The sequence below is a fragment of the Pseudomonas sp. SK3(2021) genome, assembly GCF_016772375.1.
GTDB classification, from domain to species: domain Bacteria; phylum Pseudomonadota; class Gammaproteobacteria; order Pseudomonadales; family Pseudomonadaceae; genus Aquipseudomonas; species Aquipseudomonas chlororaphis_I.
In genome coordinates, this window is sequence record NZ_CP061943.1 from 4,326,873 (window position 1) to 4,344,158 (window position 17,286).

Sequence of the window (17,286 nt, forward strand, 5' to 3'; positions counted from 1 at the left end):
ATTTCGAAGCAGGACCACCGCGCACGCGCCCGGCTAGCCCCAACGCATCACAGCCAACAGCCACACCAGGGACAGCACGAACGCCACCCAGATGCTCCAGTCGGTGACGCCGATTACCAGCAGATGCAGGTAGGCGCTGCCGAGAAGACCGATAAACAGACGATCGCCACGGGTGGTGGCAATCGGCAGGAAGCCGCGCCGAGGGATGCTCGGCGAACGCAATTCCCATGTGGTCATGCCCAGCAGGATCAAGGCAATGACACCGAAGAATGCCGCCGTCGGGGCGGTCCAGTTCATCCATTCCATCAACGGATCCTCATACCCGGCCCAGGGCGAAGCCCTTGGCCACATGGTTGCGAACAAACCAGATCACCAGCATGCCCGGCAGAATGGTCAGCACCCCGGCTGCCGCCAGCACGCCCCAGTCGATACCGGAGGCGGACACGGTGCGGGTCATCACCGCGGCGATCGGCTTGGCGTTCACCGAAGTCAGGGTCCGCGCCAGCAGCAGCTCGACCCAGGAAAACATGAAGCAGAAGAACGCCGTCACGCCGATCCCCGAGCCGATCAGCGGGACGAAGATCTTCACGAAGAACTTGGGAAAGCTGTAGCCGTCGATGTAGGCGGTCTCGTCGATTTCCTTCGGCACCCCGGACATGAAGCCTTCGAGAATCCACACCGCCAGCGGCACGTTGAACAGGCAGTGGGCCAGGGCCACGGCAATGTGCGTATCGAACAGGCCGATGGACGAATACAACTGGAAGAACGGCAGCAGGAACACCGCCGGCGGCGCCATGCGGTTGGTCAGCAGCCAGAAGAACAGGTGCTTGTCGCCGAGGAAGCGGTAGCGTGAGAACGCATAGGCCGCCGGCAACGCCACGCTCAGGGAAATCACCGTGTTCAGGCTGACGTAATACAACGAGTTGAGGTAGCCGGTGTACCAGCTGGGGTCGGTGAAGATCACCTTGTAGTTGTGCCAGGTGAAGTCCTGGGGCCACAGGGTCAGGCTGCCGAGAATCTCGTTGTTGCTCTTGAACGACATGTTCAGCAACCAGTAGATCGGCACCAGCAGGAACAGGATGTAGATCAGCAGCGGTATCAGCTTGCGCTTGGTCATGGCGGCCGTCCTCAGCGATTGGCGTCGGAGTGGGTCATGGCGGTGTAGAACAGCCAGGACACCAGCAGGATGATCAGGAAGTACACCAGGGAGAACGCCGCGGCCGGGCCCAGGTCGAACTGACCGATCGCCATCTGGGTCAGGGTCTGGCTGAGGAAGGTCGTGGCGTTGCCCGGCCCGCCGCCCGTGAGCACGAACGGCTCGGTATAGATCATGAAGCTGTCCATGAAGCGCAGCATCACCGCGATCAGCAGCACGCTTTTCATCTTCGGCAACTGGATGTGGCGGAACACCGCCCAGTTCGATGCCCGGTCGATACGCGCCGCCTGGTAGTACACGTCCGGGATCGCCCGCAGCCCCGAGTAGCAGAGCAGCGCCACCAGCGAGGTCCAGTGCCACACGTCCATCACCAGCACCGTGACCCAGGCATCCATGGTGTTGGCCGCGTAGTTGTAATCGATGCCCAGGGCATTCAGCGCCGAGCCCATCAGGCCGATGTCGGCGCGGCCGAAGATCTGCCAGATGGTGCCCACCACGTTCCACGGGATCAGCAACGGAATGGCGAGGATGATCAGCACCATCGACGACCAGCGCCCCTTGCTCGGCATGGTCAGGGCGATGGCAATGCCTAGGGGAATCTCGATCAGCAGCACGCAGGCCGAATAGATGAACTGGCGCAGCAACGAATCGTGCAGGCGCGGGTCGAGCAGCACCTGGCGATACCAGTCGGCGCCGACGAAATAGCGGCTGGACTGGTCGAAGATGTCCTGCACCGAATAGTTGACCACGGTCATCATCGGGATCACCGCACTGAAGGCCACCAGCAGGAACACCGGCAGTACCAGCCACCAGGCCTTGTTGTTCTGCACTTTGTTCATGGCTGCACCTCGTTCGTGGCGTGAGCCTCCAGCAGGTATTCGTCGGCATAGACCATCAGCCACTGTGCGGGGAAGCTGATGCAGGCCCTGCCCTGCGGCACCGGCTTGTCTTCGGCCAGGCGCACCTTCAAGATCGCGCCGTCGAGGTTCAGGGTCATGATCTTGTAGGTACCCAGGTCCTCGATGTGAACCACGTCGGCCTGCAGCGCCTCCTCGTAAGGCTCGTCCCAGACATGGATGAATTCCGGGCGGATGCCGACTTTCAGGCTCTGGTAATCGGTCTCGGCGATCCGCTGCCGCAAGGCCTCGGGCAAGGCCAGATGGGTCCCGGCGAACCTGACACCGCCAGCCTCTGCCCTGACCTCGATCAGGTTCATCCCCGGGCTGCCGATGAAGTAGCCGACAAAGGTATGGCTCGGCCGCTCGAACAGCTCCCGCGGGGTGCCGAACTGGACGATCTGGCCGCCGTACATCACTGCGATCTTGTCGGCGAAGGTCGAGGCTTCGAGCTGGTCGTGGGTAACGTAGACCATGGTGATGTTGAACTGCTCGTGGATCTGCTTGAGCTTGCGCCGCAGCTTCCACTTCAGGTGCGGGTCGATCACCGTCAGCGGCTCGTCGAACAGGATCGCCGACACGTCGTCGCGCACCAGGCCGCGACCCATGGAGACCTTCTGCTTCTCGTCGGCGCTGAGGTTGCGCGCCTTCCTGTTCAGCAGCGCCTGCAGGTCGAGGACCTCGGCGATCTCCTGCACCTTGCTGTGCACCTTGGCCTCGGCCATGCCCTGGTTGCGCAGCGGGAAGGCCAGGTTGTCGAACACCGTCATGGTGTCGTAGACCACCGGGAACTGGAAAACCTGGGCGATATTACGCTTCTCGGGAGTCAGCTCGTTGACCACTTGGGTATCGAACAGCACCTGCCCCTGGGACGGGCTGAGCAGCCCGGAAATGATATTGAGCAAGGTCGACTTGCCGCAGCCGGACGGCCCGAGCAAGGCATAGGCGCCGCCCTGCTCCCAGATATGGTTCATCTCCCGGATCGCATAGTCCTCGGGCCCGGCCGGGGTGCTGGTGTAACTGTGGGCGAGGTTGTGCAAACGGATCTCGGCCATCAGGCAACCCTCGCGACGCGCCGCCCCGGTGCCTGGACCAGACGGCCCTGGGCATCGAAGACGAACAGTTTGTGGGTGGGGATATAAATCCGGATCGGCGCATCGACGTCGTATTCGTGCACGCCGGGCAGGTGCAGCACCAACAGGAATTGTTCGTTGCGCACATGCAGGAAGGTTTCCGAGCCGCTGATTTCCGCGACCTCGACGGTCACCGCCAGCTCCAGGTCGTCGTCGTTGCTCGGCACCAGGGAGATATGGCTGGGCCGCACGCCGAAGCGGAACTCGCCCTCGCCGACCGGGCGCAGATCGACGTTCAGCGGAAAGTGCACGAAATTGGCGAAGCTCACCTCATTGCCGGCGATGCGCCCCGGCATCAGGTTGATCGGCGGTTCGGAGAACAGCTCGGCGGCCAGCACCATCTGCGGCTGATGATAGACCTCGGCGGTCCTGCCGCTCTGCACCAGGCGCCCCTCGTGGAGGATGGTGGTGGTGCCGCCCAGGGCCAGCGCCTCGTTGGGTTCGGTGGTGGCGTAGATGGCGATCGTGTGGCGGGCCTGGAACAGCTCGCGCATCTCCTGGCGCAGTTCCTCGCGCAACTTGTAGTCGAGGTTGACCAGCGGCTCGTCGAACAGGATCAGCTCGGCATCCTTGACCAGCGCCCGGGCCATGGCCGTACGCTGCTGCTGGCCGCCGGACAGCTCCAGCGGATGGCGCCGCAGGAACTTCTCGATCCGCAGCATCTTCGCCGTCTCCAGCACCTTGCTCTCGATCAGTTGCGCCGAAACGCCAGCCTGGCGCAGCGGCGAGGCGATGTTCTCGAACACGGTCATGGTCGGGTAGTTGATGAACTGCTGATAGACCATCGACACATTGCGCAGCCGCACCGGGCGCCCGGTGACGTCCACGCCGTTCATCAGGATGCGCCCGCTGGCGGGCTTGTCGAGCCCGGCGATCAAGCGCATCAGGCTGGTCTTGCCGGACAGCGTGCGCCCCAGCAGGACATTGAAGGAACCGGGTTCAAAGCGCAGCGAGATGTCATCGATCCAGGTCTGGCCCTCGACGACACGGCTGACGTGCTCCAGCGTTAATGACATGGCTCGGCCTTTTTTATTATTGGAGTCAAGCGACCGGAGCAACAGAGCGACTTTCGTGCCAGAACCGCGACAGCCAACCAAGCCACTGATAAGCCTGGTATTTATGCAAAGGCAGGCGGTCCGAGGGTTCACAGCTGAACAGAAATGAACAACCCGCACTGAACAACTGAACAGTCCGGCGGTTGACAATGAACAAGAGTGAACAACACTGGATGGACGTTTTCGTGGCCAGGACTGCTTTATGTAACCGCTGGCGCAGGCTGCGATCGGTGGCACAGCCGTGGCAGACCGGCCGACGCGTTTTTCCAGGCCGATCGCGGAGGCAGGTTTTGCGGCAACTGCGTTGCCGATCGCAGCCTCGCACGCTCGGCAGCGGCTACATGGGCACCGCGGTCCCTACAGGGTCCGGGCCGTACACCCATAACAACAATAAAAGCGTTTTCAGGGACCTACCGCCATGAGCGCACCTGCCTCACCGCTGTCTCACGAGACCATCATCAAGGACTCCTGGAGTCGTTGCCGGGCCTTTGGCCTCAACCACCAGAGCGCGCCCGCCTTCGATCAACTGCCCGCCGAGCGCATCGCCCAGTTGCTGGAAAGCCAGCATGCCCTGGTGCAGACCACCCACCAGGAAGTCCTGCCCTACTACGAGAACATCCTCAGCAACTCCAATTGCCTGATCATGCTCGCCGACAACCAGGGCCAGGTGCTGACGTCCTGGGGCACCCAGCGTTTTATCGAACCGAGCCTGGCCCATGGTTTCAGTGCCGGCGCCAGTTGGCTGGAACACTGCAGCGGGACCAACGCCATCGGCACCGCCCTGGCCTGCGAGCAGGCGGTGCATATCGAGCACGATGAACACTTCCTCAAGGCCAATCGCTTCATGACCGGCTCGGCCGCGCCGATCTTCGATGCCGAGCGCCGGGTGATCGCGGTGCTGGACGTCTCCAGCGACAGCTACCTGCCGCCCTCCCACACCCTGGGCATGGTCAAGATGATGAGCCAGACGGTGGAAAACCGACTGATCCTCAACCTGTTCGAAGGCCGGCATTTCCAGCTGACCTTCAACACTGGCCTGAACAACCTCGACAGCCAGTGGGCCGGTTTGTTGATCTTCGATGAAAGCGGCCAGGTGCTGTCGGCCAACCGTCGCGCCGACAACCTGCTGGGCATCAGCCTGTCGCGAGTCGGCATCGACAGCCTGTTCAAGGTGTCCCTGCTGGAATTGCTCAACCAACCGGAAGGCCTGCCCTTTGCCTTGCAGGCCGCCGGACGCAACCGCTTCCATTGCCTGCTCAAGCGTCCAAGGCAGGTGCCGATCCAGGCCCGGGTCTTCGCCGAGTCGCCTGCCCGCCCGGCCCCCGCCAACGCCGATGCCATCAGCCTGAACACCCTGCACTTCGGCGACAGCCGGGTGGAGAAGGCCGTGCGCCAGGCCGAACGGCTGCTGGAAAAGGACATTCCGCTGTTGATCCACGGCGAAACCGGCGTCGGCAAGGAAGTCTTCGTCAAGGCGCTGCACCAGGCCAGCTCGCGGAGCAAACAGGCGTTCATCGCCGTCAACTGCGCAGCGATCCCCGCCGAGCTGGTGGAGTCCGAGTTGTTCGGCTATGAAAAAGGCGCCTTCACCGGCGCCAACCAGAAAGGCAGCATCGGGCTGATCCGCAAGGCCGACAAAGGCACGCTGTTCCTCGACGAAATCGGTGACATGCCTCTACCGACCCAGGCCCGCCTGTTGCGGGTGCTGCAGGAGCGCTGCGTGCAGCCGGTGGGCAGCAGCGAACTGTTCCCGGTGGACATCCGCATCATCTCCGCGACCAACCGTTCGCTGCGCGAACAGGTGCAACTCGGGCGCTTCCGCGAGGATCTGTATTACCGCATCGGCGGCCTGACCCTGGAGTTGCCGCCCCTGCGCGAACGCAGCGACAAGCAGGCGCTGTTCAAGCGCATCTGGGAGCAGCACCGCGAGTCCGGCCAATGGGCCGGGCTCAGCCGTGAAGTCCAGGACCTGTTCGAGCGCCACCCCTGGCCAGGCAATCTGCGCCAGGTCAGCAGCGTGATGCAGGTGGCGCTGGCCATGGCCGAAGAACAACCGATCCGCGCCGAACACCTGCCGGACGACTTTTTTGTCGACCTGGACATGGAGCCGGCCGCCAGCCACGAACCGCCCGGCGACATCGCCCTGGAAGACAGCGCCGACCTGCACCGCCAGCTCAAGGCCGTGGGCGGCAACATCTCCCAGCTCGCGCGGCGGCTGGGGGTGAGTCGCAATACCCTCTATAAAAGATTGCGTCAGCAGGAGGATTGATCCCCCGCCCCCTCCACCCCCAAATGGCAGGCAAACAAAAACCCGCACAAGGCGGGTTTCTGTTTGTAGCCAGTACCGCGATCAGTCAGCCAGGCGCCAGGTCGTCCCGCCCTTGCCATCTTCCAGCACCACGCCCATGGCGGTGATCTGGTCGCGGATGCGGTCGGACTCGGCCCAGTCCTTGTTGGCACGGGCGGCCAGGCGCGCCTGGATCAGCGCTTCGACCTGCGCCGCGTCGACCCGGCCGGCGGCACCGGCCTGCAGGAAGTCGTCGGCTTCCAGCTGCAGCACACCCAGCACATCCGCCAGTTCCCGCAGGCGCGCCGCCAGACCGGCCGCCGCGTCAAGATCGCTCTCGCGCAGGCGGTTGATCTCGCGCACCATCTCGAACAGCACCGCACAGGCTTCCGGCGTACCGAAATCGTCGTTCATCACCTCGGTGAAACGCTCGACGAAGGCTTCGCCGCCAGCAGCCGGCACGCTCGGCAGGCCCTTGAGGGCGTGATAGAAACGCTCCAGGGCACCCTTGGCGTCCTTGAGGTTGTCTTCCGAATAGTTGATCGCGCTGCGGTAGTGGCTCGACACCAGCAGGTAACGCACGACTTCCGGATGGTACTTGTCGAGCACGTCGCGGATGGTGAAGAAGTTGTTCAAGGACTTGGACATCTTCTCGCCATTGATGCGGATCATGCCGCAGTGCATCCAGGCATTGGCGTAGGTCTTGCCGGTGGCCGCCTCGCTCTGGGCGATCTCGTTTTCATGGTGCGGGAACTCGAGGTCGCTGCCGCCGCCATGAATGTCGAAGGTCTCGCCCAGGCAGCAGGTCGACATCACCGAGCACTCGATATGCCAGCCCGGACGCCCGGCGCCCCACGGCGATTCCCAGCTCGGCTCGCCCGGCTTGGCGGCTTTCCACAGCACGAAGTCCAGCGGGTCCTGTTTCGACTCGTCGACTTCGATGCGCGCGCCGATGCGCAGGTCTTCGATCTTCTTGCGCGACAGCTTACCGTAGCCAAGGAACTTGCCGACCCGGTAGTACACGTCGCCGTTGCCCGGCGCGTAGGCGTAGCCCTTGTCGATCAGGGTCTGGATCATCGCGTGCATGCCGGCGATATGGTCGGTGGCACGCGGCTCCATGTCCGGCTTCTTGATGTTCAGGCGCGCTTCGTCTTCGTGCATCGCCGCGATCATGCGTTCGGTCAGCGCCTCGAACGACTCGCCGTTCTCGTTGGCCCGATTGATGATCTTGTCGTCGATGTCGGTGATATTGCGCACGTAGGTCAGGTCGTAACCGCTGAACCGCAACCAGCGGGTCACCAGGTCGAACGCGACCATGCTGCGTCCATGGCCCAGGTGGCAGTAGTCGTACACGGTCATGCCGCACACGTACATGCGCACCTTGTTGCCATCGAGCGGCTTGAAGACTTCTTTGCTCTTGGTGAGCGTGTTGTAGATCGTAAGCACGTTAAATCCCTTGAATCACTGGCCCCACGAATCACGCAGGGTCACGGTACGGTTGAATACCGGCTGGCCCGGTTTCGAGTCCTTGATATCCGCGACGAAGTAGCCTTCGCGCTCGAACTGGAAACGGTCTTCCGGCTGTGCGTTGCCCAGCGAGGGTTCGGCACGACAACCGGTCAGCACTTGCAGTGAATTCGGGTTGATGTTGTCCAGGAAACTCGCGCTGTCCTCGGCCTTCTCCGGGTTCGGCGAACGGAACAGGCGATCGTACAGACGCACTTCGCACTCGACGCTAGCGGCGGCCGGCACCCAGTGGATCACGCCCTTGACCTTGCGCCCTTCCGGGTTCTTGCCCAGGGTGTCCGGGTCGTACGAGCAACGCAGCTCGACAATGTTGCCGTCGGCATCCTTGATCGCCTCGTCGGCGCGGATCACATAGCTGCCACGCAGGCGCACTTCGCCAGCAGGCTCCAGGCGCTTGTAGCCCTTTGGCGGCTCTTCCATGAAGTCGTCGCGGTCGATGTAGATTTCACGGGTGAACGGCAGGACGCGCGCGCCCATGTCTTCTTTCGGGTGGCGCGGCAGTTCGAGGTTCTCGACCTGGCCTTGCGGGTAGTTGGTGATCACCACCTTCAGCGGACGCAGCACGCACATGGCACGCGGGGCGCTGTGGTCGAGGTCGTCACGGATGCTGAATTCGAGCATGCCGAAGTCGACGACGCCGTCGGAACGGTTGGTGCCGATCATTTCGCAGAAATTGCGGATCGATTTCGGTGTGTAGCCACGGCGGCGGAAGCCCGACAGGGTGGACATGCGCGGGTCGTCCCAGCCGTTGACGTGCTGCTCGTCCACCAGTTGCTTGAGCTTGCGCTTGCTGGTGATGGTGTAGTTCAGGTTCAGGCGGCTGAACTCGTACTGGCGCGGCTGCGCCGGCACCGGCAGGTTCTCGAGGAACCACTCGTACAGCGGGCGATGGCTTTCGAACTCCAGGGTGCAGATCGAGTGGGTAATGCCTTCGATGGCGTCCGACTGGCCGTGGGTGAAGTCGTAGTTCGGGTAGATGCACCACTTGTCGCCGGTCTGGTGGTGATGCGCATGGCGGATGCGGTACATGATCGGGTCGCGCAGGTTCATGTTCGGCGAGGCCATGTCGATCTTGGCCCGCAGTACGCGTGCGCCATCCGGGAATTCACCCGCCTTCATGCGCGCGAACAGGTCCAGGTTCTCTTCCACCGAACGGTCGCGGAACGGGCTGTTCTTGCCCGGTTCGGTCAGGCTGCCACGGTATTCCTTGGCCTGCTCGGGGGTCAGGTCGTCGACATAGGCCTTGCCCGCCTTGATCAGCTCCACCGCCCACTCGTGCAACTGGTCGAAGTATTGCGAGGCATAGCGCACTTCACCGGCCCACTCGAAACCCAGCCACTTGACGTCGCTTTCGATGGCGTCGATGTATTCCTGGTCTTCCTTGGCCGGGTTGGTGTCATCGAAACGCAGGTGGGTGACACCGCCGAATTCCTGGGCCAACCCGAAGTTCACGCAGATCGACTTGGCGTGACCGATGTGCAGGTAGCCGTTGGGCTCCGGCGGGAAGCGGGTCACGATCTGTGTGTGCTTACCCGAGTCCAGGTCCGCCTGGATGATCGGGCGCAGGAAGTTGACCGGCACGGCCGGTCCGGTCTTGGAATTCGAGGTAGGGTCGACAGTGGGCTTGCTCATAGGATCCTTGAACGTACAAGTGCGCGGCCGGTGCGGCCTGATAAATCAAAACGGATATCATAGCCGATGCGGTCAAGCCCCTGACAGAGCGGGCTTTAAATCTACCGCGATTAATCCGTCGCAAATGAAAAAACAGCCTCGAATTTCACGCCCGGCACGCTAAACTGCGCACCTTGGCGGATTTTTGCCAGCGCGGTTCCGGCCCGCGGGCCCCACGCCTGCTTCCCGGAACCCGGGAATTCCTTGAAAACGCTCCTCCTTATAAAGAGTACCGATCATGACTCAAGTCAAACTGACCACCAACCACGGCGACATCGTGCTGGAACTGAACGCCGAGAAAGCCCCGGTCACCGTGGCCAACTTCATCGAATACGTTAAAGCCGGTCATTACGAAAACACCGTATTCCACCGCGTCATCGGTAACTTCATGATCCAGGGCGGCGGTTTCGAGCCAGGCATGAAAGAGAAGAAAGACAAGCGTCCAAGCATCCAGAACGAAGCCGACAACGGTCTTTCCAACGACAAGTACACCGTCGCCATGGCCCGCACCATGGAGCCGCATTCGGCTTCCGCGCAGTTCTTCATCAACGTCGCGGACAACAGCTTCCTCAACCACAGCGGCAAGACCGTCCAGGGCTGGGGCTACGCGGTATTCGGCAAAGTGGTCGCCGGCACCGAGGTGGTCGACAAGATCAAAGGCGTAGCCACTACCATGAAGGCCGGTCACCAGGACGTACCGGCAGAAGACGTGATCATCGAGAAAGCCGAGATCGTTGAGTGATACTGCTGATTTCAGATTTGCATCTGGAAGAGGAACGCCCGGACATTACCCGGGCGTTTCTGGATTTACTGGGCGGGCGTGCCCGCTCGGCGCAAGCGCTGTACATCCTGGGAGATTTCTTCGAGGTCTGGATCGGCGACGACGCCATGACCCCCTACCAGCTTTCCATTTGCCAGGCACTGCGCGAGCTCAGCGACAGCGGCACGCAGGTTTTCCTGATGCATGGCAACCGCGACTTCATGCTCGGCAAGGCCTTCTGCAAGGCCGCGGGCGCGACCCTGCTCAAGGACCCGAGCGTGGTCGATTTCTACGGCGAGCCGGTGCTGCTGATGCACGGCGACAGCCTGTGCACCCGTGACGAAGCCTATATGCGCATGCGCAGTTACCTGCGCAACCCGGTTTCGCTGTGGATCCTCAGGCACCTGCCGCTGCGCACCCGGCACAAGCTGGCGCGCAAGCTGCGCAACGAAAGCCGCGCGCAAACCCGCATGAAGGCCAATGACATCGTCGACGTGACCCCGGACGAAGTGCCGCGGATCATGCAGGAATTCAAGGTGCGGACCCTGGTTCATGGCCACACCCACCGCCCGGCCATCCACAAGTTGCAGATCGGCGACCAGGCCGCCAAGCGCATCGTGCTGGGCGATTGGGACCGTCAAGGCTGGGCCTTGCAGGTGGATGAACAGGGTTTCCAGCTGGCGGCTTTCGACTTCGTGCCGTCGCAGCAGGCATTGCCCCGCCTGTAGCCGCTGCCGCAGGCTGCGATAAGGCCCGAAGGGTCTTCCGGGGCCTTCCAGGCCAACGCTGCACGTTCTATCGCGAGCAAGCTCGCTCCTACAAAAAAGGTACGTCCCCCTGTAGCAACTGTGTTTCTCACGTGACTTGCGCGGAAACCTGGAAGGCTTCGCGCATTCGCGCGTTCAGAATTGTGATGAGCTTGCGCATGGCAGCGACCAGCGCCAGCTTCTTTGGTTTGCCCCGACCAACCAGCCCCTCGTAAAACGTTTTGAGCACCGGGTCATAGCGAACCGCACTCAAAGCCGCCATGTAGATCATCGCTCGCGGATTGGCCCGACCACCCCAGGTAATCCGTCGCCCATGGGACCTGCCGCTATCTTTGGCAAGTGGCGCTACACCGTAGAGCTTGGCAATCGCCTTGCGATTCAAATGGCCTAGCTCAGGCATGTCACAAACAAGAGTCGAAAGAACAACAGGGCCAACACCTTTGATCGCCGAGGCCACCTTGGCCTGTACCGACCCCTTGAGCTGCTCGCTAATGTGCATGTCCAGCTCGTCTCGGTCGGCTTCCAGGCGCTGGATATTGCGTTCAAGCATTAAACGCATGGCCGGTTGCTCAGTCAGACGTCGCCGCTGCTTTTCTGCCGCCAGCATTTGCACCACTTGCTGGCGGCGGCGATGACAAGCGTGCAGAAACTGAGTTTCTTCGTTTGGGGGCTGATAGCGATTGAGCTTGAGGACGCTTGCCATATGGGCAAGGACGCAAGCATCCAGGCGGTCGGTTTTCGCCAACTGGCCTGTTGAACGAGCAAAGTCCCGAGCCTGTCGAGGATTGACTCTGACCATGGGCAAGCCAGCGGCATAGAGCGCCTTCAACGCTTGCAGCTCATAGCCACCGGTTGCTTCCAGGACCACTTGCTGAGGAGCGAATGGCGTTAGCCAAGCAATCACCTGCTGCCATCCTGCCGAATCATTGGAGGTGTGTAGTTGTGGTCCATGTTTGTCCACCTTCACATCCAAAGTGTCCTTGCTCACATCGATACCGGCGCCTATGCAACCCATGATGATCTCCTCTAGTCTTGAGACGTCGAGAGTTCTCCTCGGCAGCCCAGCCTTATCTTCGAGTGTCGGCTCGAGCAACTGTACGGGCGTAGTTGAGGAGAGATCGGCATGGAGACCTTGCTACAGCACGATCGTTTGAATCTAGGAGCTAGCGATCGTCCATGCCGACTCTCGACACCCAATCTGGCAGATCTAGAACAGATAAGGAGCGAGCCTGCTCGCGATAACGCCTCTGTCCCAGCGCGATATCAGTGCCCCGCCGACGCCGGCCCGGCCTTGGCCGTGAACGGCGGCTTGGCCAGCCACACCAGCAGAATCAGGCCCATGAAGCTCCAGCCCAGCAGCGTGAAGTAGTCCACGGTGGACATCATGTACGCCTGGCCGGTCAGCACCTGGTCCAGCTGCGCGTAGGCCTGGTTGCTGGCACCGCCCAGGGCGCCCAGGGCATCGCGGGTGGCCGGCTCGAAGGTGCTGATGTGTTCACTCATGTAGGCATGGTGCTCGTTCGCCCGGCGGATCCAGATCCAGGTGGTCAGCGAAGCGGCGAAGCTGCCGCCCAGGGTCCGCAGGAAAGTGGCCAGGCCGGCGCCATCGGCGATCTGGTGCGGCGGCAGGTCCGACATCAGGATGCTCAGGGTCGGCATGAAGAACAGCGCCACGCCGATGCCCATGAACAGCTGCACCAGGGCAATGTGCTGGAAGTCCACCTCGTTGGTGAACCCGGCGCGCATGAAGCAGCTCAGGCCGATCGCCAGGAACGCCAGCCCGGCCAGCAAGCGCAGGTCGAACTTGTGCGCGTACTTGCCGACGAAAGGCGACATCAACACCGGCAGGATGCCGATCGGCGCCACCGCCAGGCCGGCCCAGGTCGCGGTATAGCCCATCTGGGTCTGCAACCACTGCGGCAGGATCAGGTTGATGCCGAAGAAACCGGCATAACCGCCCACCAGCACAATGGTGCCGATGCGGAAGTTGCGGTGGGCGAACAGCCGCAGGTTGACCACCGGATGGCGGTCGGTCATTTCCCAGATCACGAACACCGCCAGGGCAATCAGCGAAATCAGCGTACCGATGATGATGAAGCTGGATTCGAACCAATCCAGGTCGTTGCCCTTGTCGAGCACAATCTGCAAGGCCCCGACGCCGACGATCAGGCTCAGCAGGCCGATGTAGTCCATCGGCTGGCGGCTGGTCACTACCGGCCGTGCCTTCAACTGCTGCTTGACCACCCAGGCGGCGAACAGGCCGATCGGTACGTTGATGAAGAAGATCCACGGCCAGCTGTAACTATCGGTGATCCAACCGCCGAGAATCGGCCCGGCAATCGGCGCCACCACCGTGACCATCGCCAGCAGCGCCAGGGCCATGCCCCTTTTCGCCGGCGGGTAGACCGCGATCAGCAGGGTCTGGGTCATCGGGTACAGCGGCCCGGCCACCACCCCTTGCAACACACGAAAGCCCACCAGCTCGGGCATGGAGGTGGAAATCCCGCAGAGGAACGAGGCCAGCACGAACAGCAGGGTGGCCCAGATAAACAGCTTCACTTCGCCGAAGCGCCGGCTCAGCCAACCGGTCAGTGGCAAGGCGATGGCGTTGCTCACGGCAAACGAGGTGATCACCCAGGTGCCCTGCTCCGAACTCACCCCGAGGTTGCCGGAGATGGTCGGCAAGGCCACGTTGGCGATGGTGGTGTCGAGCACCTGCATGAAGGTCGCCAGCGACAGGCCGATGGTGCTGAGCAACAGGCTGGGCGGTGTGAAAGAGGCGTTATTGCTCATCGCGAATCCTATGAAGCGAGGCAGGTGCCGCGACCGCTAGCGGCCGCAGCAGAGGAATCGGCGAATCAGCGCTGCGCGGTCTTGCCGATGGCGGCGCTGTTGTCGTGGATCAGGCGGGCGATCAGGGCATCGGCCTCGCTCAATTGGCGGTCGTAGACGCTGGTACTGAACGACGCCTTTTGTGGCGGCTGCTGGGCCAGCACCGGGCCGCTCTGATCGTGCAGGTCGACGTTGACCACCGTCGACAGGCCGACCCGCAGCGGGTGCTTGGCCAGCTCTTCGGCATTCACGTGGATGCGCACCGGTACCCGCTGCACGATCTTGATCCAGTTGCCAGTAGCGTTCTGCGCCGGCAACAGGGCGAAGGCACTGCCGGTACCGGCGCCCAGGCTGTCGATGGTGCCGCTGTATTTGACCTCGCTGCCGTAGATATCGGCCTCGATGTCCACCGGCTGGCCGATACGCATGTCACGCAGCTGGGTTTCCTTGAAGTTGGCGTCGATCCACAACTGGTCGAGCGGGATCACCGCCATCAATGCGGTGCCCGGCTGTACCCGCTGGCCCAGCTGCACGGTGCGCTTGGCGACATAACCGGTCACCGGGGCGATCAGCGTGCTGCGGGCGTTGGTCAGGTAGGCCTGGCGCAGTTGCGCGGCGGCCGCCTGCACGTCCGGATGGTTGGAGACCACAGTGTCATCCACCAACGCGTTGGTGGTGTTGAGCTGCTGCTGGGCATTGGCCAGGGCGTTCTGCGCCGAGGTCAGGTCATCGCGTGCGTGGGACAGTTCTTCCTGGGAAATCGCCCCGCTGCTGGCGAGGGTCCGGCGGCGGCTGAAGTTGTCCTGGGCTTTCTGCACTTCGGCCTTCTGCGCCGCCACCTGGGCGCGCATGCCGTCGACATTGCTGTACAGCCCGCGCACCTGGCGCACGGTGCGGGCCAGGTTGGCCTCGGCGCTTTGCAGGCCGACCTCGGCATCGTTGGGGTCGAAGTTGATCAGCACCTGGCCTTCGTGGACCAGGTCGCCATCGTCGGCGCCGATGCTGACCACCGTGCCGGTGACCAGCGGGGTGATTTCCACCACGTTGCCGTTCACATAGGCGTCGTCGGTGCCTTCATTCCAGCGTCCGTAGAGCTCATACCAGGCAAAGACCCCCAGCCCGCCCAGGACGATCAGCGCCACCAGGCCCAGCAACATGAGCTTGCGCTTGCGTGGATTGGCGGTGTCCGGAGTGTTTTCGGGAGCGTTGTTGGTTTCGGCAGTGGCCATGATGAGTACCTTGAATTATTGATTGCGCGAGGCTGGAGTCGGGGTGGCCGCGGCCAGATTGTCGGTCTGGAAACCACCGCCCAAGGCTTGCATCAGTTGGATCGACAGGTCGATCTGCTGGGCATTCAGGGTCGCCAGCTGGCGCTGGGCCTGCAGCAATTGCTGCTCGATGCTGAGCACGTCCAGGTAGTTGCCGATCCCCGAGCCGTAGCGCTGGACCACGGTGTCGTAGGAGTCCTGGGCGATGTCGGTGGCATGTTGCTGGGCGGCGATCTGCCGACCGATGTCACGCAGCTGGGAGAGGGTGTCGCTGACATCCCCCAGGGCATTCACCAGGCTCTTGTTGTACTGCGCCACGGCCAGGTCGTAGTCGGCGTCCCGGGCATCCAGGTCGGCGCGCAGGCGGCCACCGTCGAAGATCGGCAGCGACACGGTCGGGGCGATATTGAAGAAGCGGCTGGCCGATCCGAACATCGCATCCCCCAGCAGCGACTGAGTGCCGGCGACGGCGCTCAGGTTGAGGTTGGGGTAGAAGTTGGTCTTGCCGGCATCGATGCTCTTGCTCGCCGCCTCGACCCGCCAGCGCGCGGCCACCAGGTCCGGGCGGCGGCCCAGCAATTCCGCCGGCAGCACTGACGGCAGCGCCACCGCGCTGGCCTGCAGGACTTTCGGCCGGGCGATTTCGTTGCCCCGGTCCGGGCCTTTGCCGAGCAATACCGCGAGGGCGATCTTGGCACTCTGCAGGTTTTTCTCGGCGTCGATCAGCGAGGCTTCGGAGCTGGCCTCCAGGCTTTCGGTCTGCTGGTACTGATACTGGCTGTCGATACCCGAACTCAGGCGTTTCTGGCCCAGGTCGAGCATCTGCCGGGTGCGCTTGAGGTCTTCAGTGGCCAGGTCATGGACGATATGCGCCTGGCCCAGGTCGCTGTAGGCCCTGGCCACGTCGGCGGCCAGGGTCAGTTGCGCGGCCTGGCGATCGATCTCGGCGGCGCGGGCCTGGCCCAGGGCGGCTTCCCAGGTATCGCGCTGGCCGCCCCAGAGGTCGAAGGTGTAATTGAAGTTGCCCGTCAGGCTGCGCAGGGTGCTGTAGTTGTCGCCCTGCCCCCTCGGGTCCTGCGAGCGAGACAGCCGCGAGCGGCTGGCACTGCCGCTGGCATCCAGGGTCGGCATGCGCGCCGCGTCCGCGGCATAGGCCGCCGCGCTGGCCTGGTGGGCCCGGGCGCTGGCGATCTGCATGTCGGGGCTGTCGTGCAGGGCTTCGCGGATCAGGCCGTCGAGCTGTGGATCGCCCAGGCTCTTCCACCAGTCGCTCTTCGGCCAGGCCGCCGGCGACAGGGTCACGCCACCCAGGGATTGTCCGGCCTTGAGGGATTTGGCATCGAGGCTCACCCCTTCGGTTGTCAGGCCGCTGTAGTTGGCACAACCGGCCAGGCTCATGGCCAGCAGCATCAGGCTCAAACGGGTACGCAAGGTTCGACTGCTCATTTACTTATCACCTACCCGCAACACGGTGATCGGGTCACCGGCCGCCAGCAAAATTTTCTTGAGGATCTGTTCCAGGGTTTTCAACTCTTCGGGGGTAATGGCGCCGGCCAGTTCGTTCATGGCATTGGCACCGATGTGCGGCAGGCAGTCGGCGAGCTTCTGGCCCTCCTCGGTGAGCACCAGGCGCACCTGACGGCGGTCGTGCTCCGAACGTTGGCGGGCGAGGAAGTCCTTCTGCTCCAGGCGATCGAGCATGCGGGTCATGGAACCGCTGTCGAGGGACAGGTGGCGGCACAGCTCGGCCGGGGTATCGACGCCGAACTGGGCCATGATGATCAGCACCTTGAACTGCGCGGCGGTGATGCCGTGGGGTTCCATGTGGCTGTCGATGATCCGGTCCTTGAGCAGGGCCGCGCGGCCCAGCAAGAGCCCGAGGTGGCAATTGTGGAAATCGTCTGGGGTGAAGTGCTTCATCTGACCACCTGTTA

15 protein-coding genes are annotated in these 17,286 nt (G+C 62.8%); 3 read left to right on the forward strand and 12 right to left on the reverse strand.

The genetic code is table 11. From position 1 onward, the window contains the following. Positions 1-33: 33 nt before the first annotated feature. The 5 genes from IF690_RS18935 to IF690_RS18955 are packed head-to-tail and all read right to left on the reverse strand — an operon-like array spanning position 34 to position 4,201. Positions 34-306, reverse strand: a complete 273-nt coding sequence (locus IF690_RS18935) for a DUF2160 domain-containing protein (RefSeq protein WP_009049795.1) — start codon at positions 304-306, stop codon at positions 34-36. 10 nt (positions 307-316) lie between these two features. Next, positions 317-1,117, reverse strand: coding sequence for a carbohydrate ABC transporter permease (locus IF690_RS18940; RefSeq protein ID WP_007929618.1), 801 nt, complete (start codon positions 1,115-1,117; stop codon positions 317-319). Positions 1,118-1,128: 11 nt separating this feature from the next. Then, on the reverse strand, positions 1,129-1,995 hold the full coding sequence (locus IF690_RS18945; protein ID WP_202696908.1) for a carbohydrate ABC transporter permease: 867 nt from the start codon (positions 1,993-1,995) through the stop codon (positions 1,129-1,131). Beyond that, positions 1,992-3,107 (reverse strand): ABC transporter ATP-binding protein, encoded by a 1,116-nt coding sequence (locus IF690_RS18950; RefSeq protein WP_202696909.1) that lies wholly within the window; start codon positions 3,105-3,107, stop codon positions 1,992-1,994. The genes IF690_RS18945 and IF690_RS18950 overlap by 4 nt, the downstream gene beginning before the upstream one ends. Continuing rightward, a complete protein-coding gene (locus IF690_RS18955; protein WP_202696910.1) occupies positions 3,107-4,201 on the reverse strand; it encodes an ABC transporter ATP-binding protein in 1,095 nt (364 codons plus the stop codon). Before IF690_RS18955 ends, IF690_RS18950 begins: the two co-directional genes overlap by 1 nt. 457 nt (positions 4,202-4,658) lie before the next feature. Between IF690_RS18955 and IF690_RS18960 the strand changes: the two genes are divergently transcribed. Beyond that, positions 4,659-6,509: a sigma-54-dependent Fis family transcriptional regulator gene (locus IF690_RS18960; RefSeq protein ID WP_202696911.1), complete on the forward strand. Its 1,851-nt coding sequence runs from the start codon at positions 4,659-4,661 to the stop codon at positions 6,507-6,509. Positions 6,510-6,590: 81 nt separating this feature from the next. Here the strand turns inward: IF690_RS18960 and cysS are convergent, their stop codons facing one another. Further along, positions 6,591-7,973: a cysteine--tRNA ligase gene (gene cysS, locus IF690_RS18965; RefSeq protein WP_023964366.1), complete on the reverse strand. Its 1,383-nt coding sequence runs from the start codon at positions 7,971-7,973 to the stop codon at positions 6,591-6,593. A gap of 15 nt (positions 7,974-7,988) precedes the next feature. Beyond that, on the reverse strand, positions 7,989-9,686 hold the full coding sequence (locus IF690_RS18970; protein ID WP_202696912.1) for a glutamine--tRNA ligase/YqeY domain fusion protein: 1,698 nt from the start codon (positions 9,684-9,686) through the stop codon (positions 7,989-7,991). Positions 9,687-9,963: 277 nt separating this feature from the next. On the opposite strand from IF690_RS18970, the gene IF690_RS18975 reads away from it, so the two are divergent. Both IF690_RS18975 and lpxH read left to right on the forward strand, forming a co-directional pair. Beyond that, complete coding sequence (locus tag IF690_RS18975) at positions 9,964-10,467, forward strand: peptidylprolyl isomerase (RefSeq protein WP_009044603.1); 504 nt, start codon at positions 9,964-9,966, stop codon at positions 10,465-10,467. After that, a complete protein-coding gene (gene lpxH, locus IF690_RS18980; protein WP_202696913.1) occupies positions 10,464-11,213 on the forward strand; it encodes a UDP-2,3-diacylglucosamine diphosphatase in 750 nt (249 codons plus the stop codon). Before IF690_RS18975 ends, lpxH begins: the two co-directional genes overlap by 4 nt. A gap of 127 nt (positions 11,214-11,340) precedes the next feature. Here lpxH and IF690_RS18985 read toward each other — a convergent pair whose 3' ends face one another. From IF690_RS18985 to IF690_RS19005, 5 genes are all read right to left on the reverse strand, one after another. Beyond that, on the reverse strand, positions 11,341-12,267 hold the full coding sequence (locus IF690_RS18985; RefSeq protein WP_202696914.1) for an IS110 family RNA-guided transposase: 927 nt from the start codon (positions 12,265-12,267) through the stop codon (positions 11,341-11,343). Positions 12,268-12,515: 248 nt separating this feature from the next. Then, positions 12,516-14,045 carry a DHA2 family efflux MFS transporter permease subunit gene (locus IF690_RS18990; RefSeq protein ID WP_202696915.1) on the reverse strand — a complete coding sequence of 510 codons (1,530 nt, stop codon included), beginning with the start codon at positions 14,043-14,045 and terminating at the stop codon, positions 12,516-12,518. A gap of 65 nt (positions 14,046-14,110) precedes the next feature. Continuing rightward, entirely contained in the window at positions 14,111-15,313 is a 1,203-nt protein-coding gene (locus tag IF690_RS18995) for an HlyD family secretion protein (protein ID WP_202696916.1), read from the reverse strand. Positions 15,314-15,328: 15 nt separating this feature from the next. Then, on the reverse strand, positions 15,329-16,798 hold the full coding sequence (locus IF690_RS19000) for an efflux transporter outer membrane subunit (RefSeq protein ID WP_202696917.1): 1,470 nt from the start codon (positions 16,796-16,798) through the stop codon (positions 15,329-15,331). Beyond that, positions 16,799-17,272 carry a MarR family winged helix-turn-helix transcriptional regulator gene (locus IF690_RS19005; RefSeq protein WP_023964357.1) on the reverse strand — a complete coding sequence of 158 codons (474 nt, stop codon included), beginning with the start codon at positions 17,270-17,272 and terminating at the stop codon, positions 16,799-16,801. Positions 17,273-17,286: the final 14 nt, after the last annotated feature.